Origin of the sequence: Psychroflexus halocasei (assembly GCF_900107595.1) — a bacterium.
Lineage (GTDB): Bacteria > Bacteroidota > Bacteroidia > Flavobacteriales > Flavobacteriaceae > Psychroflexus > Psychroflexus halocasei.
The window spans coordinates 1-23,815 of the sequence record NZ_FNQF01000010.1 but is presented as its reverse complement, the minus strand read 5'-3'; the positions used below and the strand labels follow the sequence as shown (position 1 = coordinate 23,815).

Below are 23,815 nucleotides of genomic sequence, written 5' to 3'. Positions count from 1 at the left end.
TTATCTTATAAATCTAGCTGGATTACCTACATATAATCCGCTTTTTAATAAATTTTTAATTACAACCGTTCCAGCTCCTGTTTGAATTTGATTAGCTGTAAACAAGGTATCAACTATAGTAGTGTTAATTCCTATAATATTTCTATTTCCAATTGAAACAAAGCCTGCAATTGCTACTGAAGGGGATAAAAATGAATGCGCTCCAATACTGCTGTCGTGTGAAACCACTACATTATTATTTATTAGAACATTGTCTTCAATTGTCACCTGTTTATCTATTACACACATAGGATATATAATTGTTCCTGATCCTATTTTGACTGTTGGGTCTACATAAGCACTGGAATGTATAATATTTGCAAAAGGAATTTTATGATGGAATTTTTCAAAAATTTCTTTTCTCTTTTCCATATGTTTGTACCCTATACCTATGAAAAGTTCATCAAATTCATTTTTTTTATAAGTATTTTCTATATCTATTATTTTTCCAATAATTTTTTTCCCATTGCTCGTTATTCCAGATGAAAAGTCATCAAAATAAACGACTTTTTGAAAGTGTTTATCTGTTAGAGCATAATGACCTATTTGCATTCCGAGCTCTCCACAACCAATAATGGCTAATGTTTTCATATTAGTTTAATTTTCTTATCAGCTCTATAAATCAAATATCCCGAACGATCATTACTGCTCAATGCGGTTTTTAAATCTTCATCTTGTAATTCTTTTGCAACCTCAAAATCATTTTTCTGATTAAAATAAGGCATTAGTGCCTCAGTTTGTTTACATAAAAAATAAACCCCTGCATATTGTTTTTTTGTTAATTTTGGACTTATTAAGTTATTTAGGGCAACATCTATAACTCCTTTTACATAATCATAACCTGTAGAAAGCTCTACTAAATGTGAGCCAATAAAGTCACCACCCATACGGGCTCCTACCTCAATTACAAAAACATTCCCATCACAATCAATTTTTACTTCAGTATGGCCCGCACCATTTTTTATCCCCAGTGCATTTAAGGAGTCAATAGTTATCTCTCTTATTTTTTCTTGGATCTTTTCGTTTTGATTTGAAGGCTCGTGGTGTTCCAATTCTACAAAATTAGGGGCACCAGATGTGATTTTATCGGTAATAGTCAAAAGATAATGCTTGCCTTTCCAACTTATAGTTTCTACACTTACTTCTTGCCCTTCTATAAATTCTTCAACAATTGCTTCTTTCACTAACGAACTTTCTAAAGCCACTTTAATGGCAGCTTCTAACGCTGTTTTGTGATTTACTCTTGTTACTCCTCTGCTTCCCGAACGATCTTTCGGTTTAACAATAACCGGATAGTTTAATTCCTTAGAAAGTGTTTCATCTTTAGTATTGACGTTCATAAACTTTGGAATTGGAACGCCAGCATTCTTAAAACAATTTCTCATTAATCCTTTATTGGTCGCGTTAAGAGATACTTCATAAGGATTAGAAACTAAATTTAATCTTTCTGAAACGTAGGCAATGGTTGGCATAGGTAAATCACTTGCAATTGTAGTAATACCATCAATACCTATTCTTTTACACTCCTCAAGAATTGCTTCTTTTTCTATAACAGAGATAGGGTAAAAATAATCACAATAATCCTTACATACTGCACCCTGCTCCCACGCAAAACAATGCGTTTCAACACCTAACTCTTTTGCTTTTAAAACTAAGGGCAGCTGTAAATACGAGGCTCCTATGATGGCTAGTTTTTTGGACATAATTATATTTTTTCAATATCCTTAATGTTTGGATAATATTCTTTATTCTTCCACTCTACTTTCCCTCCATCAAGCCAGGGTTGCTCCAATTGTTTATTTAAAAAATCCTCTTCCCACTGTTTGGGGACTCTGTTCTTTTTTACTTTAATTTCAAATGTGGCATTTTCAAGACTTATCTTGTTTTTCTTAGCCCAAAAAGCGGTAAAATCTCGAATACTATTTTCTAATTTTTTTTGATTAATTACAGGAGAGTTTGACCTAAACGTCCATTTTACCCAATTTGATCCAAAAAGGTAATCTCCAGGAGTCCCGTCTTGATCAAATATGGGAAGCCAAACTGTTTTGTTATTATTTTTATAGAGTACGGCTATGCTATGATTATATCCTCCAAAATGTGAATCCATAAAAACTCCGTGATGGGTAATGCCAAAAAAAGGCTTGCTAAAAGAATTGTGCATTATTTTAGCCGTATACACCGTTGCTTTTACCGCCGAATTATCATTTATCCCCACTGATTTCCTAAAATTGATCATTAAAGGAGAATTATAAGTTACTGCCAATTGCAGTAAACATAAGATTACTAAACCTACATATAATGTCCTTATCTTTAAGTCTTGAAGTGTAAAATTTGTAAGAATTTTCATTTCAGACTCTTTAGGAGGAAGAGAGGGTATTTCATAACCACAGGTTTCTTCTGTACAGCGTTCTGTATTTCTATTTAAGGCTACATAATTATATGTTTTTTTTCCTATATGATAAATTCCTGGAAATGCTATGAACCAAGCTAAGGGTTTCAAGTACCAAATGGTCTTTAAAACTCTTATGTAGGTATCTACTCCTTGATACACTTTCCCATTTTGATCTACACTATGAATGTCTCTTAAAAGGGTTTCCTCTCCTATACTCTCTAAGGCATTTTCTTGAGCTGCATTGCCTTGTACTGTTAAAAATGAAATATTTTGATGAGTATCAAAATGTTCTAAAATGATTCTGGTGCGATTACACAAAGGACATTCTGCATCGTAGTAGAATTTTACCAGTTTTTTAGTTGACTTTTTTACAAATAATTTACGCCAAAATGAAACGGGTATCAACAATAAGTAAACACCTGTCACCCCTATAGCGAAAAAGGGTATAGGAAAGCAAATGAGTATCCCTATATGTAATCCTACCCCAATAATGGAAACTGGCAACCTCCAGTTTTTTCTCCAAAAAACGAATAAAAAAATAGCTTCAAAGACAAAAGTCAAATAGCCTAACCCGATAACTAAATATTTAAGGTTTAGCAGTGGTGAGATATTAAAAAAGTTTGCTTGAGGCATTGATGCTGGAAACCACAAGCCTAAACCATTCATCCACAAATCTGAAGTTAATTTAAAAAATACCGAATCAAAATAAACAAATCCTAATGCGAAAATGATGATCAAATAATAATTTATGACAGACACCTTTGTAGGTGGATTATATCTAAACTTAGTATTTGAATATTTTAATTTTATTCGCAACCTATCTAATGATAAATTTCTCGATATAGGAAGAAACATAAACAAGAAATAAACGATTAAGTAAGTATAGAACATATGGTATTCAAAAGATGAAATAGTCCCTAAAACAATTACCGTTAAAATATAATTTACAATGGTTGCAATTCTTGTAAACAAACCAAAGATCACAAAGATTATAGCTATAATCCAAAAGAAAAAAATTGGCCACATGGCAATTTCTCCTGGTGAGACATAAGGGATTTTATCAAAAACCAAATGCTGAAAATAATTTAACTGTAAAACTTCACCCAGAAAAACTAGCGAAAACACAATTCTAAAAATAGCTAAACCTATTCCATCTATTTTTTTTAAATAGGCTCTTTTTAAGCTTTTAAAGATTCCCATAATAGCAATACAATTTAATTTTTATCTAACGATAATTTGGTTCAAGTAATCAAAGTAATCACCCTTCAAATTTTTTATATTTTCTTGAAGCTTATTTTCATCAATTAGCCCCATACGCAAAGCGATTTCTTCTAAACACGCAATCTTTAAACCTGTACGTTTTTCTACCGCTTTTACAAACTCTGTAGCCTCGGTCAAAGCTTCATGGGTTCCTGTATCTAACCACGCAAAACCACGACTCAAAATTTGCATTTTTAAATTTTCTTGGTCTAAGTAGGTTTGATTCACCGAAGTAATTTCTAATTCTCCCCGATGAGAGGGTTTTACGTTCTTGGCAATCTCCACCACAGAATTGGGGTAAAAATACAATCCAATGACGGCAAAGTTTGATTTAGGGTTCTCTGGCTTTTCTTCAATACTAATCACATTTTTGTTCTCATCAAACTCCGCTACCCCATAACGATGAGGGTCATGAACATAATTCCCAAATACAATGGCTTTACCTTCTTCTTCAACCGTTTTAACCGCATCAAATAGAAGTTTTTGCAAGCCTGCCCCATAAAAAATATTGTCGCCTAGCACTAAACATACATCATCATCACCAATAAAGGCTTCTCCTAAAATAAAAGCTTGTGCTAATCCATCGGGACTGGGTTGTTCTTTGTATTCTAATTGAATTCCAAAACGGGAACCATCGCCCAACAATTTTTTAAAGTTGGGTAAATCATGGGGAGTTGAAATAATCAAGATCTCCTTAATCCCCGCCAACATTAAAACCGATAGCGGATAATAAATCATCGGCTTATCATAAATAGGAAGCAACTGTTTGCTTACCGCCAACGTAAGCGGATGCAACCTAGTACCTGAACCTCCTGCTAATATAATTCCTTTCATATAGTATACTAATTTATCCGAATTATTTCGAATTAATCCGAATCTGGTTTATTTAATATTCTTTTATAGGTCAAAGAAGATGATTCAAAATTAATCAACATTCCCAATTCTAAATTTGTTGCTTTCAAATAATTTCTAAGTTGCTTATAAAAAGCTAAAGGTATGTTTTGCACAACCTTTAGTTCCAAAATTATTTTATCGTAGCAGATAAAGTCAGCACGATACTTTTTCTGCAATTTCTGTCCTTGATAATACAAATCAAGTTTTACTTGCTTTTGATAAGGAATTTGTTGCCTTTGAAACTCCTTTTCTAATGCCTCTTCATACACCGCTTCCAAAAACCCAGCTCCTAATTCATTATGAACAGTCATACAGCATCCGATTATTTTATAACTTTCATCTTTATAAAGTATTTTACTCGGATCCATTCAATTCGGTTTAATTCGTTCTCATTCGAGTTTTATTCGAATTTATATTGCTCCTCATAATACTTTTGATAATCTCCACTGGTCACTCGGTTCATCCATTCTTTATTATTTAAATACCAATCGATGGTTTTCGACAAGCCTTCTTCAAAAGTAAGGCTAGGTTTCCATCCCAATTCCTTATTGATTTTTGAAGCATCAATGGCATAGCGCAAATCATGCCCTGGACGATCTTTGACGTATGTGATTAACCGCTCACTCTCCCCTGCTTTTCTTCCAAGTTTTTCATCCATTTGCTGGCAAAGGGTCTTCACAAGGTCGATGTTCTTCCATTCATTGAATCCTCCTATATTGTAGGTTTCAGCGTTTTTTCCTTCATGAAAAACCAAATCAATTGCCATGGCATGATCAATCACATAGAGCCAGTCTCTAGTGTAATTCCCATCTCCATACACGGGTAAAGCTTTGTTTTGGATGATGTTATTAATAAATAAAGGAATCAATTTTTCTGGAAATTGGTTGGCACCATAGTTATTAGAGCAATTCGAGATCACATAAGGCATGCCATAGGTTTCTCCATAAGCTCTAACAAAATGATCTGAACTTGCTTTAGAAGCTGAATAGGGCGAATTAGGATCATAAGAAGTGCTTTCGGTAAAAAGCCCTTCCTGGCCTAAACTACCATAAACCTCATCGGTACTCACATGATAGAAAATCTTTCCTTCATAGTTTTCTTTCCAATATTTTTTAGCAGCTTCTAAAAGATTTAAAGTCCCTAATATATTCGTTTTAGCAAAAACAAGCGGATCTTTAATAGAACGGTCTACGTGAGACTCTGCAGCCAAATGAATCACTCCATCAAATTTATGCTCTGCAAATAGCTTATCAATCGCATCTACGTCTAAAATATCAGCTTTTATAAAGAAATAATTTCCTTTATCCTCAACATCACTCAAGTTTTCTAAATTCCCTGCATACGTAAGACTATCTAAATTGAAAATATTATAATGTGGATATTTATTTACTAGAAGGCGCACCACATGAGAACCTATAAACCCGGCACCCCCTGTTACTAAAATATTTTTTTCCTCTTTCATTATTTATTTTTTGCTAGACAATAATCTATTACTCTTAAAATTCTAATCTTAATAGCCTTAACCAAAATCACCTCATTATAAGGGTCTTTCAATTTATTAGGTTGTTATACTTTATTCAACAATTAATTTGCCTTTCCTATTTGAAAAACGCTAAAGCCAATTGCTTCTAATTTTTTAGCATCCAAAATATTTCGTCCATCAAACACAAAAGCTGGTTTCATCATCTGGTCATATATTTTTTGCCAATCATACTCCCTAAATTCATCCCACTCGGTCATTACCGCAATGGCATGAACGTCTTCACATGCCTTAAACGGATCATTATAAATGCTTACCAAATTGGCATTTTCTTCTTCAGAACGCGTATTCAAGGTTTTTAAATCGTTTAATATTTGTTGCTTCTGCACTTTAGGATCAAAAACATGAAGTTGTGCCTGTTCTGCCAATAACTCATCGGCTACATAAATTGCAGCTGATTCTCGCGTGTCGTTGGTATCTTTCTTAAATGCCCAACCCAACAAGGCGATTTGCTTGCCAGAAACGGTATTGTACATGGTACTCACCATTTTTTTCGCAAAACGATCTTTTTGATGATCATTCATGGTAATCACTTGTTCCCAATAATCGGCTACTTCTGCTAGACCAAGTGAGCGAGAAATATACACCAGGTTTAAAATGTCTTTTTGAAAACAAGATCCTCCAAAACCGACTGAAGCTTGTAAAAATTTAGATCCTATACGAGAATCGGCTCCAATCGCTTTTGCCACTTCATTGTCATCGGCACCAGTAGCCTCACAGAGTTCAGACAATGCGTTGATGGAGGAAACTCGCTGTGCTAAAAAAGCATTCGCAGTCAGTTTTGATAATTCTGAAGACCATATATTAGTGGTTAAAATACGCTCCTTAGGAACCCAGCTAGCATACACATCAACTAAAGCCTGCATAGCTTCTTTTCCTTTCTCATGGTCTATATCTCCTCCTATTAATACCCGGTCTGGATTTAATAAATCGTTTACTGCGGTTCCTTCTGCTAAAAACTCAGGATTGGAAAGGATTTGAAAATTAACCCCATTACCCGTATTGTCTAAGATACTTTTAAGAGCCTCTGCCGTGCGAACGGGTAAAGTAGATTTCTCTACAACTATCTTGTTGCTTTTAGAAACCCTAGCGATTTGACGAGCACAAAGTTCTATAAATTTTAAGTCAGCTGCCATACCTTTTCCTACTCCATAAGTTTTGGTAGGGGTATTTACCGAAATAAAAATCATATCGGCTTCTTCTATGGCTTGGTCTACTGCTGTAGAGAAAAAAAGATTTTTCCCTCTAGCCTCTTTCACAACTTCCGATAATCCTGGTTCATAAATAGGTAGGTTATCTAGATTTTCATCATTCCAAGCTGCAATACGATTAGCATTGATATCTACTACTGTGACTGCAATAGAAGGATTTTTTTGTGCGATAATAGCCATAGTAGGCCCTCCCACATAACCAGCTCCGATACAACATATTCTTTTCACCCTCATATTTATAATTTAGCCTCCGCTTTATCTCCTAACACGCCCTTCACATCATAGACCACGGCCTTATCTGCTTTGAGCTGGTCTAAATCAAATTCTAAAAACTGCTTGTGGGCTACGGTAAGAACGATGGCGTCGTACTTATGATGAGACCCGACTGAGCCTGCCCTGAGCGAAGTCGAAGGGCTCAGGGTGCCATGAGAGGTTATTCCATATTCGTGTTGTACTTCTTCGGGGTTTGCCCATGGGTCGTAGATGGTAAGTTTCGTTTCGTACTCTTCTAGGTGTTTGATCACATCTACTACCTTGGTGTTGCGCACATCGGGGCAGTTTTCTTTAAAGGTAATCCCCAAGACTAAAATGTTGGCATTTTTTATTTTAATATCGTTCTTGAGCATGAGCTTAATCACCTCACTAGCCACATATTGGCCCATGCTGTCGTTCATGCGGCGGCCTGCCAGAATAATCTCGGGATGATAGCCTCGTTCTTGCGCTTTTTGTGCCAAATAATAAGGATCTACGCCAATGCAATGTCCGCCTACTAAGCCGGGTCTAAAAGGAAGGAAATTCCATTTGGTGCCTGCAGCTTCTAAGACCGCCTGAGTGTCTATATCTAAAATATTAAAAATTTTGGCTAGCTCATTTACAAAAGCAATATTGATATCGCGTTGAGAATTTTCAATCACCTTGGCGGCTTCTGCCACTTTGATGGTTGGTGCCAAGTGCGTTCCCGCAGTGATCACCGCCTTGTACAAATCGTTTACTTTTTCTCCTATTTCTGGAGTACTTCCAGAAGTTACTTTTAAAATCTTTTCTACCGTGTGCTCTTTATCCCCTGGGTTGATACGCTCTGGAGAATAGCCTACATAAAAGTCTTGGTTAAACACCAAACCTGAGGCTTGTTCTAAGATAGGAATGCATTCCTCCTCGGTTGCTCCCGGGTATACCGTAGATTCATAAATCACGATATCGCCCTTCTTTAAAACTTTTCCTACCGTTTCACTGGCTTTCTGCAAAGGCACCAAAACAGGACTGTTGTTTTTATCTACCGGAGTAGGGACCGTGATGATGTAATAGTTACAGGCTTCGAGGTCTTTTAAATTGGTGGTGCAGAAGAGGCCGTTCTCACTTCGACTATGCTCGCTCTCTGAGCGATCAAGCTCAGTGCAGGCTCCTTTTACAGGATTTTGCGTCTTGATGACGGCTTGTAGCAGGTCGTCTTCGACTTCGAGCGTATCGTCGTGACCCGCTTGTAAGGCATCTACGCGAGGCTGATTGATATCAAAGCCTACTACCGGAAATTTGGTAGCAAAAAGACGTGCTAAAGGGAGACCTACATATCCTAGGCCAATGATGGCTATTTTTTCCATGTTGTTGTTTTATTGTAAGTTATCCCAATACCAATCTGTCGCTTCTTTTAAGCCTTCTTTGAAGATGTGCGTGGGTTGGTAATTTAAATTATTTTTTGCTTTCTCTATAGAAGCCAAAGAATGCGGGATATCGCCTGCGCGATTAGGACCGTGTTTAATTTCTATATTGGCTATTTTTTCGTCGTATTTTGCCAGGTGTTTTTTAAGCAATTGCGTAAGCTCCAATAAATTGGTGCGATCTCCTACCGCTGTATTATACACTTGATTAAGGGCTTCTCCATTTTCGGTTGTAATAGCCAAAAGGTTCATCTGCACCACATTATCAATATAGGTAAAATCACGTGAGTAAGTGCCATCGCCGTTAATCACCGGACTTTCATGTTTCATGAACTGCATCACAAACTTCGGAATCACTGCTGCATAAGCCCCATTTGGGTCTTGATGACGGCCAAAAACATTAAAATAACGCAAACCAATTGTATTGAGGCCGTAGGTTTTAAAAAAGTTTTCGGCGTATAACTCATTAACGTATTTTGTAATAGCATATGGCGATAGCGGTTTCCCGATATTTTCTTCAATTTTAGGCAAAGCCTCAGAGTCACCATAAGTCGAAGAACTTGCTGCATAAACAAAACGCTTTACCCCAGCATCACGAGCAGCAACCAGCATATTTAGAAAGCCATTTACGTTTACTTCATTAGACGTAATGGGGTCGTTGATGGAGCGCGGCACCGAACCTAAAGCTGCTTGATGAAGAACAAAATCTTGATTTTGACAAGCTTTCTGACAAGTTTCCAGATCACGAATATCCCCTTCGATAAAATTGAAGTTTTCTTTATTAAGGAAAGGCGCAATATTATGTTGATGTCCAGTTGCGAAATTATCAAGTGCTGTCACTTTTGCACCGATTTTTATAAGTGTTTCGCAGAGGTTACTGCCGATGAACCCGGCTCCTCCTGTTACGAGTACTTTTTTGTTTTTTAAACTTTCGAATTGTGTTAAATTCATATATTGTTTTTACTTTAAGCTGTTGGCTTTAAGCTTTAGGCTATTGGCTTACAGCATACTGCTTTTAAACTTACAGCTAAATAATATTAAATTATCAATTTTTTACTTAGGCTATGCATTTTTCTCTTTAATGTATTGATTTTCAAATCCAACTCTTCGAACTTTTCAATACTTAAGTAATGCAAGTCTTTGGAAAGTAAGATAAAGTATTCTAATTCATGTACTGAACCTAGCGAAATCTGAATAAATCTATTAAAATCTTTATCTGACCCCCTACCTGCTCCTTCGGCAATATTTGAAGGTATAGAATACGCTGCTCTTTGCATTTGAGATATCAACTGATACTTTTCAGTATTAGGAAACTCTTTAGTCACATGATAAATCTCTAAAGTGAGTTCATGACTTAATTTCCAAATATCATATTTTTTAAAATCTCTCATTGTTTTTAGCTTTAAGCTAAAGGCTTACAGCATACAGCTAAAAATTGTCAAATTTTTCCCACGGCTCCGCCCTTGTGAGTCACATTTACTGTGAGACACTGAGGCTAAATTAACAAAATTTAACAAATTGAGAATAGACGAAAGTCATACCTGCAATCGGCTTAGTTTTAAGCACAAGAAATGCTTTTATTCAAGGAAAGGAATAGGATATTTATTTCGTTTTTTCATCAAATTGTTAGTTGCCGCCAAAAGTAAGTTAATAAGTTTTGAAACTCAAATTTTAGCTCTATAAACTTTGAAATCGGTTATTCTGTTGTCTGTTGGCGGTTATCAGTTCTCTGTTATCTGTTTTCTGTCATTCTGCCCCGCCCCGAATAACTCGGGGGTCGGGATCAGAATCTCATGCTTTGTTAGTCCCGATCCCGAATGGTCGGGATCAGAATCTCATGATTTGTTAGTCCTGAGTTATTCGGGGTGCTTCGTAAATTCGTGAATTCGTAAAATCGTATAATCGGTTTTATTTAACTCTAAAATCTCAATATAACTCAAGTGACTAATTTAAAGAAATACCTGTGGCTTTCGCGGAAGTGCTTGACGTAGTCATAAGTATGTAGCGAAAAAGACATCAGGGGTTTTGCGTAGAGGAACGAAGCAAAAATTTTCTCCTCTTTTTTCGTTAGTCCCGACCTATTCGGGATTGTTTCGTTTTTTCATCAATGGAAAAAATGAAAGAAATCACTATGTAATATTCAATAATGACTTAAAGGAAGACTTCGATGCAATTATTGATTCGTCTCCAATTGGTGGGATTCTGAATGACACTCCCGTACTCGTGTCTTCAGAATGACAGATATGGAAATGAGATGCTGAATCTAGCCTTCCTACCGTCAGGCCGTTCAGCATGACAGTAAATCAGCTGTCTAAATACAGTGCTTAACTCCATAGATACTGGCATGATACTCCATATTACCCCCAGGTATAAGCAAGTTTAGTTCGGTACAGACTCGATGCTCCTTCGAGTTTTCTTCGATAAAGGCCTGTCATATCAAGGGAACTACCTACTTATATCGAAGGAACAACGCGCTAAGTATACTTCATCACTACAATTTGCATGTGAAAGACCTCGCTTAATCATTAAACGCCCCACGTATCTTTAGGATCAAAATCAAACACGTATGGCACATATTATTCATAACTCTATCGGCTCGCTATCTGGAAAGGCTGGGAATCTCGTTTTCAAAAAAGGTAAGTATGGTAATTATGTGAGTAGCGCCCCGAGACCGACTCAAAGACCAGCCAAAAAAGGTCAACTTCGTCAACGTGACAAAATGAAATGCGTGATGCATTTTTTAAATGCTGCGAGGTTTATTTTAAAGCAAACTTACTTCCCTATCAACCAGAAAAAAGCAACATATCACCTTATTAAATCTTATTACCTTAAGCATGCCATCTCTGAAAATAATCAACAATTTTCTATCAATTTTTCTAAAGCCCTGATGAGTTACGGAATGATACGCCCTCCTGCTCATCTTAATATAATTGAAGTCGATAGCTTCACACGAAGTGTCAGTTGGACATCGGAAGAAAATCAAGCACTTGCACAGGCTGATGATGAATTGTTTGTTGTGCTTTATCAACCTCAGCTTCATCAATTTTATTTCAAGGCCAACTTAGCATTACGAGAAGACAAACAAGCGCACTTTAAGATTCCGGAAGTTTGGCAAGGCACGTCTCCTCCTCTAACTTGGTTTGGTTATTTGGGTGCTGAAGAAGAAACGGCTTCCATGAGTGTTTTTGTGGAGTAGTTGTCTGTTGTCGGTTTTTCAGTGAATGGTGAATAGTGAATGGTGAATAGTGAATGGTGAATAGTGAATGGTGAATAGTGAATGGTGAATAGTGAATGGTGAATAGTGAATAGTGAATCGGTTTTCTGTTATCCGTATAATCGGTTATTCGCCTATTCGTGAATTCGTGATTTGTGATTCGTGATTGGTGTCTAGTGAATCGGTTCCCCTTAGAATCAAGACACACGACTTTTAGACTCAAGACTAATTCTGTTTTTCGTGACTAGTGACTAGTGAATCGGTTTTATTTAACTCTAAAATCTCAATATAACTCAAGTGACTAATTTAAAGAAATACCTGTGGCTTTCGCGAAAGTGCTTGACGAAGTCATAAGCATGAAGCGAAAAAGACAACAGGGGTTTTGCGTCAAGGCAAAATGAAAGGAACTTCTATTGATGTTCTTTTACTTTTTTTCATTGCCAAAAAAGTAACAAAAAAGTCTAGGCTTATTTTTCTGTTTTAGAAAAGCAACGAAAGCATCCCTGCCCCCGCAACGCGAACCGTTTCACTCGCGCATTGCTCCCTCTGCCTTTCTTCTACGCTTTCTAGTTTCCTAAAAAACATAAAAAATAGGCCGTTCTCTTCAATTATGAATTTTGAATTTGCTTTAAGATTTACACCTCTTATCATTATTATTTAGTGAGTGGAATAATATAAGAAATAGCTTGGCAAACAAGTCGTGAATATGTTGATTCACTGCAAGCACTATGCTTTAAGCCTTTCAATTCTTAAATTAAAACTGAATCATCAGGTTTCAGTCTTCTTTTTTTAAGTGTAAGAAAAGTTGAGCGTTAAAAAATACCGAAGCCTTGGAGGTATTTTAGCGAGAGTTTTCTGGTTTGTCGATAGACAAAACACCTATAAAAAAGACACCTTTTCTTTTGTTTCGTTTTCTTTGGGTGAGCAAAGAAAATGAAAAGAACTTCACCTTGTAAAGAGATGCTGAATCGCACTTCGCCTATGGCGGCATTTGCTCAGCATGACAGTACTAATTTAGAATTCAAAATTCTAAATTATGAATTTCTAGTGTCTCACCTCTCAAAAACTCATTGACTCAAAAACTCACCACTCACCTCACACCCCTAGTTCCTAATATCTAATACCTAACCCCTATTTTTGATGAGGAAGCACATCTTCTAATGCTGCTTTTATCTGGACATATTTGAAATGATATCCTGAGGTTTGAATTTTTTGCGCACTAACCATCTGACTTGCTAAGACCAAAGTCGATCTCTCTCCTAACAAAATCTTTACTGCAAATTTCGGAACTGGCGGAAGAATTAACGGTTTATTCAAAATTTCAGATATTTGAACTGTCAATTCTTTATTAGTCGATGGATTTGGTGATACTGCGTTAAAAACACCTTCCAATTTAGACTCTAGTATATGAACATAAATACTAGCTATATCACTAATATGAATCCACGATTGCCATTGCTTACCATCTCCAAGAACAGCTCCAACATAATTTTGAATTGGTTTTTTAATTTTCTCTAATGCGCCACCATTTTCTGACAAAACAATACCTGTCCTCACTAAACTCACCTCCATACCTAAAGCTGACATTTCTTCAGCCTTGGCTTCCCACATCTTGACAAGTTCACCTAAGAAATCATCAGCTAATGCTGTTGAATCTTCATCATGTAAAATGCGGTAATCACTTTCATAAATACCTATTGCGCTTGCAGAAATAAAATGATCGATGTTGTGTTCAATATTTTTAAGCGAGCTTTTTAATAAGTCGATAGTATTCAGACGACTATCAATCAGTGCTTGTTTATGGCTTGAAGTCCAAGGCTTTCCTACGCTAGCACCCGCTAAGTTGATAATAGCATTCACAGCCTTAAAACAATTTTTATCGATGTCATTTTTTCTCGGATTCCAATAAAAACCTTGATAATTAGGTTGAGATTTTACCTTCTCTTTGGAGGTTGTTAAATAATTCACACTAATGTTTTCAGCATGTAATTGTTTTACAAGCTCTTGCCCTACCAAACCCGTTGCACCTGTAACTAATACTCGCATCAATTTTTTATTGACAATTTAGCTTAAAGAAATATCATATCGAAATAATTAATTAAGCTTTAACGCTTGCTATACCTATTCAGAATCATTATAAAACTAAAATCTAGCCACTAAGGCTAATTGTATAGATATTTACATGAATAAAAATTAAAGTCTATCATTTTAAAATAAGAGGTCTTGACAATAAATAATTGGTGTTTTGAACTGATCTATTAACGGCTGGACTTTTAAATATTGATTTACCAAAGCATCTACAAGCTGAATTTGATATTAAAATTCATAAGGTCTTAGGAAGTCAGCTGCTTGATCTTCGTCAAGAAGCACAAAACGGAAGCATCATTTTAGAGAATTTAAACTTAGCTTCTGGCGTGTATTTTATCAATATTACATCTGATCAGCTTAAGCAAAAGCTTGTTCAGAAATTGATTGTTAAGTAAATGTATTTGAGAATAGATTCAATAAAAAAAACCCTCGAACTTCGAGGGTTTTTGATTTATAATTTTTAATATGCTACTAAGACTTAGGTTCTAACTTAACACCATCAGCCATAAAAGCATAAGTTAATTCTGGTTCTGAAATTTTAGCAATTTCTTCTTCAGTTTTTCCTGCATCTTCAGCAAAATGTTTTAAATCATCTACTGAAACTTCTTTTACATAAGCTTTACCTTGTACAACAGCTTTTCTACCTTCAGCATCTTTTGGCAAAAAGAATGCATAATCTTTAAATTTTATAAAAGATTCATCTTGATCATCAAGTTTTAAACGCACCCAACATCCCTTCTTTTGACAAACAGAATTAATTTCAGCTTCATATTGTATTGATAAAGTGTCACCAACTTTCATATCTTTATAAAGCGCTAACATTTCCGCATTGGATTTAACGTCTTTTTCTTTAAAATTGGCACCAAAGTCTGTTTGGTTAGGATCGATATCATCTTGAGAAACACCTTTTTCTGCTTTCATTTCTTCTTCTGAGTGATCAGAATCATGTGACATTGTTTGATCATTCTCAAGTGTTTGTTCTGGGGTTGATGATTTAGAACCGTTTGATTTATTGTCAGCGCATGCAAACAATCCTAATGTAATAAGTAATAAAAATAGTTTTTTCATGTTAAATATATATTTTGAGATCGCAATTTAATATAAAGGGATCAATTAAAACAAAAGGCCATATTTAAAATTTGTATATTTGCTAAAATTTTAAAAAATGAGTCAATTAAATTCACTTTTAAATATTACAAAAACTAAAAAATCTAGATTAGAGGAAGTTGATTTTGACAACTTACAATTTGGCAAAAACTACGCTGACCACATGATGTATTGTGATTACATTGATGGGGAATGGCAAAAACCAGTGATAGCACCTTATGGGCCTATGAGTTTTGAGCCATCAGTTAAAGTGTTTCATTACGGACAAGCTGTTTTTGAAGGCATGAAAGCTTTTAAAGACGATCATGATGATGTCTGGTTATTCAGACCTGAAGACAACCTGAATCGTATCAATATTTCTTCAAAACGTATGGCGATTCCTGAATTTCCTAAAGAATATTTTATGGAAAGCCTCAAAACCTTGATGCAACTTGATAAAGACTGGGTAAAAAAAGGACAAGGCAACTCATTATACATCCGTCCATTTGCGATTGCGACAGAACCAGGTGTCTCTGCATCAGAATCTAATCAATATCGCTTTATGATCATTACTTGCCCAGCAAAGGCTTATTATTCAAAACCAGTAAAAGTTTTGATTGCCCAAGATTACAGCAGATCGGCAGATGGTGGCGTTGGTTATGCAAAAGCTGCTGGTAATTATGGCGCTCAGTTTTATCCGACTAAACTGGCTAAAGAAAAGGGTTTAGACCAAATTATATGGACAGATGCAAATACGCATCAGTACATGGAGGAAGCCGGAACGATGAATATCTTTTTCCGTATTAATGATAAATTGCTTACGGCACCAACCAATGATCGAATTTTAGATGGCATTACCAGAAGATCAATTATTCAACTTGCTAAAGATGAGGGTCTAGATGTTGAAATTGACCGTGTTGAGGTCAAACGCATTATAGATGCTGCAAAAGCTGGTGAACTTAAAGAAATATTTGGAGCTGGTACTGCTGCAACAATTGTTGCCGTTGAAGGTTTTGAATATGATGATACATATTACGATCTCCCTGAAATGAAAGACTCGTTTGGTATGCATTTTAAAAAACGTTTACAGGATATTCAATACAATAGAGCTGAAGATCCTCACAATTGGCGATTTAAAATTTAGTTCAAGGTTTTAAATCGATACATTTAAACTTCTAAAAATGATCTAAAATTTTACATTTTGAAGAAAATGACAATATAATTAAATTAAACTTTTCAGTTTTTTTATACTGCAAGAAAGTTAAATAATTAAAAAAAGATGATTTATTTTATTTTAATTATAACATTTTACTGTACTTAAAGTTAAAATAAAGCATTTATTTAATTATGTTTTAAATGGATAAGGTATTATTACAATTATCTGTATATTTGCATCTGATAAACCGAACCAATTATGAAATATAAGTCATCAACTAAAAAAGTTTTTTTTCAACTCATTCTGTTTTTATGCTTAAGTGTATCAGCAACTAGTTTCGCTCAAGGCTCCAGTGGACCTCCTTCTCCTCCAGGTTTTGATGTTAATGTTGATGATGAACGCCCATTACCTATTGATGGAATGTTAGGTTTAGGATTAATTGCTGGTACTGCAATTGCTTTTAATAAATTCAGAAAAAAATAATTTTATTACCTGACTCTGACTTATCTTTCTATAAAAAGATAAATTAGACTTTATTAAATTGTTATTTTGATACAACTTCAAAATAAGTTTATAGTTGATATCCGGTTCATCTCTTAATGACATTTTTATTCATCTTCAATTGTAAAATCTTAATAAACATTAAGCAATAGTAATAAGTTGTTTATTAAAAATATTTTAAATTAGAGTTCGACGTTTTATTTAAGATAATTGAAACAATAACAAATCAAAATTTAAAAGTTGAGTTAAAAAAATTACCATTCAAATTAAATATAATACACCATTTATCTAAAAAAAGCTGTCTTAAGAGAATAAGACAGCTTTTTTAATTTAAAACTAAACTGTTTAATAAAACTTATTACAAACGACCGTCAACGATTTCTTTTGGTAAGAATGATTTAACATCAAACAAAACAGCATTTTTATTTTTAAGAGCCTTATAATCTAAATTCAAAAACTCTTTATGAGATACACATAAAACAATTGAATCGTACTTTGAGTCTAGTTTAGAACAGTCGGTCAACAAATCGAGGTTAAAGATTGATTTAACTTCCTCTGGATTTGCCCATGGATCACAAACATCAACTTGCATGTTGTAAGCTTTCAACTCATTGATGACATCAATCGCTTTTGTATTACGAACATCAGGACAATTTTCTTTAAAAGTAATGCCTAAAACAAGTGTTTTTCCGTTCTTAACCTTAGCTTCTTTCTGAACCATCATTTTGATAACTTCTTGGGCAACGTACTCTCCCATTCCGTCGTTCATACGACGACCAGCTAAAATTATTTCAGGATTATAACCAACTTCTAACGCACGTTGTGCAAGGTAATAAGGATCAACACCAATACAATGTCCACCAACTAAACCTGGTGTAAATTTTACAAAATTCCATTTGGTTGCTGCAGCTTCAATAACAGCGTCTGTATCAATATCTAACTTTCTAAAAATTTTAGATAACTCATTTACAAAAGCAATATTAATATCTCGTTGAGAATTTTCAATAACTTTTGCTGCCTCTGCTACTTTAATGCTTGGAGCCATATGCGTACCCGCAGTAATTACTTCTGCATATAAATCATCTACGTATTTTGCGATTTCTGGCGTAGAACCAGACGTCACTTTAAGAATTTGAGTAACAGTATGAACTTTATCTCCTGGATTGATTCTTTCTGGAGAATATCCTGCATAAAAATCTTGATTAAATTTTAAACCAGATTTCTCTTCTAAAACAGGGACACAAACATCTTCTGTAACACCTGGATAAACGGTAGATTCATAGATAACAATATCATTTTTTTTCATGATTTGTCCTATGGTTTCAGACGCTTTTATTAAAGGTGTCAAAACTGGTTGACGATTTTTATCTGTTGGTGTTGGTACCGTCACAATATGAACATCAGCTTGATATAAAAGGTTTTGATCATTAGTAATAACAAGACCTGTATCATCATTATGCTTTAAAACAGATTGTAAAAGCTCATTATCAACTTCAAGTGTATGGTCGAGACCATCGTTTAATTCTTCGATGCGTTTAGCATTTATATCAAAACCTATCACCTTAAATTTTTTGGCGAAAGCAACAGCTAAAGGTAATCCCACATATCCGAGACCTATAATAGATATACATGGTTGTTTTTTCATAAAATAGATTTTTAGTTAAACAGTTTGTTGATTAGTGATTTTAAAGATTCTTTAATTTTATTTCTAAACGAATAAGTTTTTTCCAAATCATGATATCCATTACCATACCTTCCATAACCGTATCCATAGCCATAACCATAGTCAGCGCCATATTTGTTTTTAGTTTCAAATGAATTCAAAACAAGGCTTACATTTTTAATTTCACCCTTACTATACTTATCATTTATTAGACTCAGCATACCCTTTTTAGTGTAATTCTGTCTAATTAAATATAAAATTGCATCAGTATATTTAAACAAATTCATGGCATCTGTCACTAAGCCCACTGGCGGAGTATCAAGCACAATATAATCATAATTCTCCTTGAGCTCATTTATCAACTGTTCCATTTGAGACCCCATTAATAGTTCTGAAGGATTTGGAGGTGTTGTCCCCGATACGATTAAATCAAGATTCTCATAATCAGTACCCTGAATAACTTCATCGATGTTTTTATCACCTATAAGATAGTTAACAACACCGACTTCGTTATGTCTATTAAAATCATCAAATATTTTTGGCTTTCTCAAATCAAGACCAACTAATATGGTTTTTTTTCCACTCAAAGATAAAACTGAAGCAAGGTTAATTGCTGTAAACGTCTTTCCTTCACCACTAACTGAAGACGTCACAAGCGTTACTTTTGTATCATCAGGGTTATCATCACGTTTATAAAGAAATTGCAGACTTGTCCTTATACCTCTAAAACTTTCGGAAATAGAAGATCTAGGTCTCGTGAAAACAGCCAATTTATCATCTAATCGACTTTTACCAATAACACCAATAATTGGTATTCTAGAAAGTTTTTCAACATCAGCTGGTTTTGAAATCTTATTATCAAGAAAAACGATAATAAAGATAAACAACAAAGGAACGATAGAACCAATTAGTAGAGCCATAACGTAGTTAAGCTGTGTATTAGGACCTATTTTTCCACCTCCAGTGTCTTTAGCTTCATCTATAATTTCGATATCACTTACATTTGCTGCTTTTATTAAGCTAGCTTCATTTCGTTTTTGTAAGAAAACTGTATACGTATTCTCACTGATCTGAAAGCGTCTTTCAATTTTCAATAGCTCTTGCTGATCTTTAGGCAGATCTCTAACTTCCTTTTCAATACTAGAAATTTTAGTTTTCAGACTTCTCCTTTGATCATTTAATATGCTTCTAGAAGATTCAATATTTTCTAAAATGACGGTTTTTGTAGAGTTAATCTGTCTATCAATATCTTTAAATATTGGTGCATCTGACTTTAAAGAAAAACTATAATTTCCTCTTTGAACTGATAATTCAACAATTTTTGAAACTGCTTTTGAAATACTTGATTCTTCAATGCCTGCAACAGAAGGCGCGGGAACATCAGAATAATCACTTCTATTTCTTAAATAATTCTCTAATAATTTATAATAATCTAATTGACGCTCAATACTATTAATTTCTGTATCATATTCCTTCAAACGCTCTTTTAAGTTTTCACTTTCGGCTGTTAAATCAATAATGTCATTATCGATTTTAAATTGATTTAATTCGCGTTCAACTTCTTTCAGTTCATCAGTTTTGACACTCAATATACTATCGACAAATTTTATCGTTTTGGTCGCAAATAAATTCTTTCTATTAAGAACATCACGACTTAAAACATTAACAGTAGAATTGAGATAATCAACGAGTTCAGCCTTATTTTCACCAACTAAGCTTAAATTAATAATAGAAGAACCTTTAGATTCAGTTTCTGCTTCAATATTTTGAAAACGTTTAACAGTGCTAAAAAAGTTTTCAAATTTTATGTAATAAGCTTTATTATAAGTAATTTCTTTACCATTCAACATGATACGTCCCGTAAAATAGGGTGTATCTACATGCTTGTTAAATGGTAACTTTATGGTATAATTATTCGCATCAACAATTTCAGACTTACGATCAAGATCACCATAACTCAAAAAAGAAAGTGTTTGATCTTCTGCATCTTCTTCAAAAATTAAACTTAATTGATAATAAAGCGAATCAATAACTTTTATTTCAAGTTCACGATTTAAAAGTTGAAATGCAGTTGTATCATCTTCCACAAAAAATGGAGCACGGCCATAAGCATTAACTTTTTGATACTTGCCATCTTCTAAATAATGAATATAAGATTTCAAGCGTTTTACAACTTTCTCATTATGAGAACGTGTTTGAAGAGTTGTAACAGCTGTGTTTACTTTATTTGAAACGCCACCCCAATTAAAAGTTAAACTAGTATTAGAAGTAAAAAGAGGATTACCGTCATCCTTAACAGTAACCATACTGCTAATTTTATAGATTGGTAATTTTCGAACATTTATATAATAAGCAATACCTAAACCAACAATAACGCTGATCAAGATAATATACCAATAACTCAAAATTTTTAGAAGAAAACCTTTAAAATCAAAAATTAGGGTTTTGTCTTCAAACTCAAATTCATCTTCCATAGCTTAAAGACGTATTAAAATTACTGTAATTGAAGTAATAACTCCAAGGATAGATGTGAAAATAGCTAAAGCATTTTCGCCTAAGCCAATAGCTTTCTCTGGTAAAGTATCGACGATAATTACATCATTAGGTTGGATATAATATTGATCTGTGTTAAGCGCTGATATAGAAGTAAGATCAACGTTCAACATTTTTTGGCCACCAGGGTATTGTCGTAATATTCTTACATTTTTTCGATCACCATAAGTTGTAATATTACCAGCATTAGCAATAGCTTCCATAATGGTCACTTGCTCTTTATAAATAACCTGACTTCCAGTACCTATCTCGCCTATAGTCGTATATCTTAATCCAGCTAATTTTGCTGTAACAAATAATTCCGAAGAACTTTTATAATAATCATCTAAGAGTTTATTTTTAATTTTATTTTGAACTTCGTTTAGAGTAAGTCCAATAACTTTAATCTGACCTAAAGTTGGCATTCTAATTTCGCCTCTTCTGTCAACCAAAAAACCATCGAAATATGCTCTTTCTTCAGTTGTAGCATTGGTGTTATCATCACCAACTGGATTAAACATTCCAACTAAATCTTGATCCATGGCCTTAATTCTAATGCTCAAAAGATCATTTATTTGTAGTCGATAAGGCTCAGGAAGTTGTCGTAATTGCAGAATTGAATCAATTTCTTGATCACTTTTATCAACTTGCAAATAATTCAATCGTTTACTACTAATACAAGAAGACATTGTTATAATTAGCAATAAAAGTAGGATAAAGGTTTTGTTCATTTAACAGATTCTTAGGAGTCACAAATATAGTTTTTACAAATGAAAAACAAAACGTAAATAAAGTAAAGATAGTATCATAAAGCAGGTTAGTCTGTAAATAAAAAAAGCCTTTCCTATGGAAAAGCTTCTACAAAGTATTAACTCTGATTTCGAATAAACTTAATTATTCACAACACAACATTAACTTTAATTGCGGTCTGGACGAGACTCGAACTCGCGACCCCCTGCGTGACAGGCAGGTATTCTAACCAACTGAACTACCAGACCGTGTGCGTATTGCGGTTGCAAATATACAACCCTTTTTTGGTTCTGCAAGCTTCAAATAAAAATAAATTTAAAATATTTTTCACTAAGAGTCTTTACTTCTGATTTTCAACAAAATAAGATTCTAATATTTTTTGATATCCTTCATTAATATCTGCTTCTACATATGAAATCTTATATCTTAAGCAGACTAATTTTAATTCATTTATATAATTCTTCATATAATTCTGATAAGATGTTTGATATAAATCTGTAAAAACCTGTATAGCTTGATTTGATTCTAAATCCTTAAACTTAACAGCTTTATTCTTAAAATTAAAGTCGACTTCCTGTTGAAAATCTAAAACATGAAATAAAATAACTTTAGCTTTCTTATGTTTAAAGAGCTTTAGTGCATCTATCAACTCATCTCTTTTATCAGAAAGCATATCACTAAAAAGAACAACAACTGAGCGTTGATGTATTTTATTAGCTATAAACTCAAAATTTGAATAGAAGTCTGTTTCGTTAAACGAGCCTTTATCTGAAATAACGGAGACCAACTTATGCTCAAGAAGTCTATAATGTTTCTGACTATTTTTTTCATCTAAAAAAAGTTTTAACTCCTGATCAAAAAAACTTAAACCAAAAGCATCTCTTTGATTGATGAGAAGTTTACATATTGAAGCAATGCTTAAAGCTGAAAATTCGATTTTATTATCAGGAGAGTGATTATTACTCTTAGACTCCATGTACATTGAAGAAGAAACATCTAAAATAAAATGGCATCTCAAATTTGTATCATCTTGAAATTTTTTAATGTAGAGCTTTTCAGTTCTTGCAAACAATTTCCAATCGATATGTTTAGTCGAGTCGCCTTGATTGTAAAATTTATGTTCAGCAAATTCGGAAGAAAAACCGTGAAAAGGACTCTTATGAAAGCCAGAAATAAAGCCTTCAACGATTCGATTAACTTTAAAATCAAAGTGTTTCAAGTCAATTGAAGTTTTGAGCATAAAAAAAGGGTTTAGTTAAACTAAACCCTAAAGTAATTAATTAGAAGACAATTTTAAATCAATTCATCTAAAATTTCTTTATAAGTCTCTTTTTGAGCAACACCAACTTGGCGTTTAACAAGCTCACCTTTATGAAAAACTAAAACAGTTGGAATATTTCTCACACCGTATTTAGCAGCAAAATCTTGATTAGCGTCTACATCAATCTTACCGATCACTGCTTTACCATCATATTCTTTGGATAATTCATCAACGATTGGCGTTAACATACGACAAGGTCCACACCATGCAGCCCAAAAGTCGATAAGGACAGGCTTATCATTTTCTAATACTGTCTTTTCAAAATCTTGATCTTTTATTTCTAATGCCATAATTAAAATTGTTTAATAACAAAAATAAAGAATATATCTGGACTTGTATAAATTTTAAGTGAGATTTAATACAAAATGAAGTAAAAACAAAAAAGCCTATAAGATTGTTCTTACAGGCTTTAGTATAAAAAGGAAGGCGGCGACCTACTCTCCCACGTTAGTAGTACCATCGGCGCTAACGAGCTTAACTTCTCTGTTCGGAATGGGAAGAGGTGAGCCTCGT

General features: G+C 34.1%; 21 protein-coding genes, 1 tRNA gene and 1 rRNA gene. 4 read left to right on the top strand and 19 right to left on the bottom strand.

Translation table 11 applies throughout. From position 1 onward, the window contains the following. The 10 genes from BLV84_RS10995 to BLV84_RS10950 all read right to left on the bottom strand — a co-directional run bounded on the left by BLV84_RS10995 (position 1) and on the right by BLV84_RS10950 (position 10,382). Positions 1-630 (bottom strand): NeuD/PglB/VioB family sugar acetyltransferase, encoded by a 630-nt coding sequence (locus BLV84_RS10995; RefSeq protein ID WP_093245258.1) that lies wholly within the window; start codon positions 628-630, stop codon positions 1-3. After that, positions 627-1,742, bottom strand: coding sequence for an ATP-grasp domain-containing protein (locus BLV84_RS10990; protein WP_093245255.1), 1,116 nt, complete (start codon positions 1,740-1,742; stop codon positions 627-629). Before BLV84_RS10990 ends, BLV84_RS10995 begins: the two co-directional genes overlap by 4 nt. A gap of 2 nt (positions 1,743-1,744) precedes the next feature. Continuing rightward, a complete protein-coding gene (locus BLV84_RS10985; RefSeq protein ID WP_093245252.1) occupies positions 1,745-3,631 on the bottom strand; it encodes a DCC1-like thiol-disulfide oxidoreductase family protein in 1,887 nt (628 codons plus the stop codon). 21 nt (positions 3,632-3,652) lie between these two features. Further along, positions 3,653-4,525, bottom strand: a complete 873-nt coding sequence (gene rfbA, locus BLV84_RS10980) for a glucose-1-phosphate thymidylyltransferase RfbA (RefSeq protein WP_093245249.1) — start codon at positions 4,523-4,525, stop codon at positions 3,653-3,655. Between the two features lie 32 nt (positions 4,526-4,557). Continuing rightward, positions 4,558-4,953, bottom strand: a complete 396-nt coding sequence (locus BLV84_RS10975) for a GxxExxY protein (protein WP_093245246.1) — start codon at positions 4,951-4,953, stop codon at positions 4,558-4,560. A gap of 32 nt (positions 4,954-4,985) precedes the next feature. After that, positions 4,986-6,047 carry a dTDP-glucose 4,6-dehydratase gene (gene rfbB, locus BLV84_RS10970; RefSeq protein WP_093245243.1) on the bottom strand — a complete coding sequence of 354 codons (1,062 nt, stop codon included), beginning with the start codon at positions 6,045-6,047 and terminating at the stop codon, positions 4,986-4,988. A 122-nt stretch (positions 6,048-6,169) separates the two neighbouring features. Then, positions 6,170-7,570 (bottom strand): UDP-glucose 6-dehydrogenase, encoded by a 1,401-nt coding sequence (locus BLV84_RS10965; RefSeq protein ID WP_093245239.1) that lies wholly within the window; start codon positions 7,568-7,570, stop codon positions 6,170-6,172. A 2-nt stretch (positions 7,571-7,572) separates the two neighbouring features. Then, complete coding sequence (locus tag BLV84_RS10960) at positions 7,573-8,934, bottom strand: nucleotide sugar dehydrogenase (protein WP_093245235.1); 1,362 nt, start codon at positions 8,932-8,934, stop codon at positions 7,573-7,575. A 9-nt stretch (positions 8,935-8,943) separates the two neighbouring features. Continuing rightward, positions 8,944-9,942 (bottom strand): SDR family oxidoreductase, encoded by a 999-nt coding sequence (locus BLV84_RS10955; RefSeq protein ID WP_093245232.1) that lies wholly within the window; start codon positions 9,940-9,942, stop codon positions 8,944-8,946. 86 nt (positions 9,943-10,028) lie between these two features. Further along, positions 10,029-10,382, bottom strand: a complete 354-nt coding sequence (locus BLV84_RS10950) for a four helix bundle protein (RefSeq protein ID WP_093245228.1) — start codon at positions 10,380-10,382, stop codon at positions 10,029-10,031. A 1,175-nt stretch (positions 10,383-11,557) separates the two neighbouring features. Here BLV84_RS10950 and BLV84_RS10945 point away from each other — a divergent pair. Beyond that, a complete protein-coding gene (locus BLV84_RS10945; protein WP_093245224.1) occupies positions 11,558-12,187 on the top strand; it encodes a DUF6266 family protein in 630 nt (209 codons plus the stop codon). A 1,149-nt stretch (positions 12,188-13,336) separates the two neighbouring features. Here the strand turns inward: BLV84_RS10945 and BLV84_RS10940 are convergent. After that, complete coding sequence (locus BLV84_RS10940) at positions 13,337-14,251, bottom strand: TIGR01777 family oxidoreductase (RefSeq protein WP_093245221.1); 915 nt, start codon at positions 14,249-14,251, stop codon at positions 13,337-13,339. A 233-nt stretch (positions 14,252-14,484) separates the two neighbouring features. On the opposite strand from BLV84_RS10940, the gene BLV84_RS12705 reads away from it, so the two are divergent. Beyond that, entirely contained in the window at positions 14,485-14,688 is a 204-nt protein-coding gene (locus BLV84_RS12705) for a T9SS type A sorting domain-containing protein (protein ID WP_093245354.1), read from the top strand. Between the two features lie 76 nt (positions 14,689-14,764). On the opposite strand, the gene BLV84_RS10930 is transcribed toward BLV84_RS12705, so the two are convergent. Beyond that, positions 14,765-15,361, bottom strand: a complete 597-nt coding sequence (locus BLV84_RS10930; protein WP_234953145.1) for a DUF4920 domain-containing protein — start codon at positions 15,359-15,361, stop codon at positions 14,765-14,767. Positions 15,362-15,458: 97 nt separating this feature from the next. Here BLV84_RS10930 and BLV84_RS10925 point away from each other — a divergent pair, with 97 nt between their 5' ends. Further along, positions 15,459-16,523, top strand: a complete 1,065-nt coding sequence (locus BLV84_RS10925) for a branched-chain amino acid aminotransferase (protein ID WP_093245218.1) — start codon at positions 15,459-15,461, stop codon at positions 16,521-16,523. A gap of 270 nt (positions 16,524-16,793) precedes the next feature. Then, positions 16,794-17,018 carry a hypothetical protein gene (locus BLV84_RS10920; RefSeq protein WP_093245213.1) on the top strand — a complete coding sequence of 75 codons (225 nt, stop codon included), beginning with the start codon at positions 16,794-16,796 and terminating at the stop codon, positions 17,016-17,018. 376 nt (positions 17,019-17,394) lie between these two features. On the opposite strand, the gene BLV84_RS10915 is transcribed toward BLV84_RS10920, so the two are convergent. The 7 genes from BLV84_RS10915 to rrf form a co-directional block, all read right to left on the bottom strand. After that, on the bottom strand, positions 17,395-18,681 hold the full coding sequence (locus tag BLV84_RS10915) for a nucleotide sugar dehydrogenase (RefSeq protein ID WP_093245210.1): 1,287 nt from the start codon (positions 18,679-18,681) through the stop codon (positions 17,395-17,397). A gap of 11 nt (positions 18,682-18,692) precedes the next feature. Then, a complete protein-coding gene (locus BLV84_RS10910) occupies positions 18,693-21,173 on the bottom strand; it encodes a GumC family protein (RefSeq protein WP_093245206.1) in 2,481 nt (826 codons plus the stop codon). Positions 21,174-21,176: 3 nt separating this feature from the next. After that, entirely contained in the window at positions 21,177-21,920 is a 744-nt protein-coding gene (locus BLV84_RS10905; RefSeq protein ID WP_234953144.1) for a polysaccharide biosynthesis/export family protein, read from the bottom strand. A 235-nt stretch (positions 21,921-22,155) separates the two neighbouring features. Then, positions 22,156-22,229 (bottom strand) — tRNA-Asp (locus BLV84_RS10900). 92 nt (positions 22,230-22,321) lie between these two features. After that, positions 22,322-23,221: a DUF58 domain-containing protein gene (locus BLV84_RS10895; RefSeq protein ID WP_093245200.1), complete on the bottom strand. Its 900-nt coding sequence runs from the start codon at positions 23,219-23,221 to the stop codon at positions 22,322-22,324. Between the two features lie 53 nt (positions 23,222-23,274). Continuing rightward, a complete protein-coding gene (gene trxA, locus BLV84_RS10890) occupies positions 23,275-23,592 on the bottom strand; it encodes a thioredoxin (protein WP_093245197.1) in 318 nt (105 codons plus the stop codon). Between the two features lie 131 nt (positions 23,593-23,723). Next, positions 23,724-23,815: ribosomal RNA gene (gene rrf / locus BLV84_RS10885) — 5S ribosomal RNA — on the bottom strand; the annotation flags it as partial.

Bases quoted from the DNA above. Each gene is read 5' to 3' on its own strand.
- BLV84_RS10995 (WP_093245258.1), bottom strand. From the start codon at position 630: ATGAAAACATTAGCCATTATTGGTTGTGGAGAGCTCGGAATGCAAATA.
- BLV84_RS10990 (WP_093245255.1), bottom strand. From the start codon at position 1,742: ATGTCCAAAAAACTAGCCATCATAGGAGCCTCGTATTTACAGCTGCCC.
- BLV84_RS10985 (WP_093245252.1), bottom strand. From the start codon at position 3,631: ATGGGAATCTTTAAAAGCTTAAAAAGAGCCTATTTAAAAAAAATAGAT.
- rfbA (WP_093245249.1), bottom strand. From the start codon at position 4,525: ATGAAAGGAATTATATTAGCAGGAGGTTCAGGTACTAGGTTGCATCCG.
- BLV84_RS10975 (WP_093245246.1), bottom strand. From the start codon at position 4,953: ATGGATCCGAGTAAAATACTTTATAAAGATGAAAGTTATAAAATAATC.
- rfbB (WP_093245243.1), bottom strand. From the start codon at position 6,047: ATGAAAGAGGAAAAAAATATTTTAGTAACAGGGGGTGCCGGGTTTATA.
- BLV84_RS10965 (WP_093245239.1), bottom strand. From the start codon at position 7,570: ATGAGGGTGAAAAGAATATGTTGTATCGGAGCTGGTTATGTGGGAGGG.
- BLV84_RS10960 (WP_093245235.1), bottom strand. From the start codon at position 8,934: ATGGAAAAAATAGCCATCATTGGCCTAGGATATGTAGGTCTCCCTTTA.
- BLV84_RS10955 (WP_093245232.1), bottom strand. From the start codon at position 9,942: ATGAATTTAACACAATTCGAAAGTTTAAAAAACAAAAAAGTACTCGTA.
- BLV84_RS10950 (WP_093245228.1), bottom strand. From the start codon at position 10,382: ATGAGAGATTTTAAAAAATATGATATTTGGAAATTAAGTCATGAACTC.
- BLV84_RS10945 (WP_093245224.1), top strand. From the start codon at position 11,558: ATGGCACATATTATTCATAACTCTATCGGCTCGCTATCTGGAAAGGCT.
- BLV84_RS10940 (WP_093245221.1), bottom strand. From the start codon at position 14,251: ATGCGAGTATTAGTTACAGGTGCAACGGGTTTGGTAGGGCAAGAGCTT.
- BLV84_RS10930 (WP_234953145.1), bottom strand. From the start codon at position 15,361: ATGAAAAAACTATTTTTATTACTTATTACATTAGGATTGTTTGCATGC.
- BLV84_RS10925 (WP_093245218.1), top strand. From the start codon at position 15,459: ATGAGTCAATTAAATTCACTTTTAAATATTACAAAAACTAAAAAATCT.
- BLV84_RS10920 (WP_093245213.1), top strand. From the start codon at position 16,794: ATGAAATATAAGTCATCAACTAAAAAAGTTTTTTTTCAACTCATTCTG.
- BLV84_RS10915 (WP_093245210.1), bottom strand. From the start codon at position 18,681: ATGAAAAAACAACCATGTATATCTATTATAGGTCTCGGATATGTGGGA.
- BLV84_RS10910 (WP_093245206.1), bottom strand. From the start codon at position 21,173: ATGGAAGATGAATTTGAGTTTGAAGACAAAACCCTAATTTTTGATTTT.
- BLV84_RS10905 (WP_234953144.1), bottom strand. From the start codon at position 21,920: ATGTCTTCTTGTATTAGTAGTAAACGATTGAATTATTTGCAAGTTGAT.
- BLV84_RS10895 (WP_093245200.1), bottom strand. From the start codon at position 23,221: ATGCTCAAAACTTCAATTGACTTGAAACACTTTGATTTTAAAGTTAAT.
- trxA (WP_093245197.1), bottom strand. From the start codon at position 23,592: ATGGCATTAGAAATAAAAGATCAAGATTTTGAAAAGACAGTATTAGAA.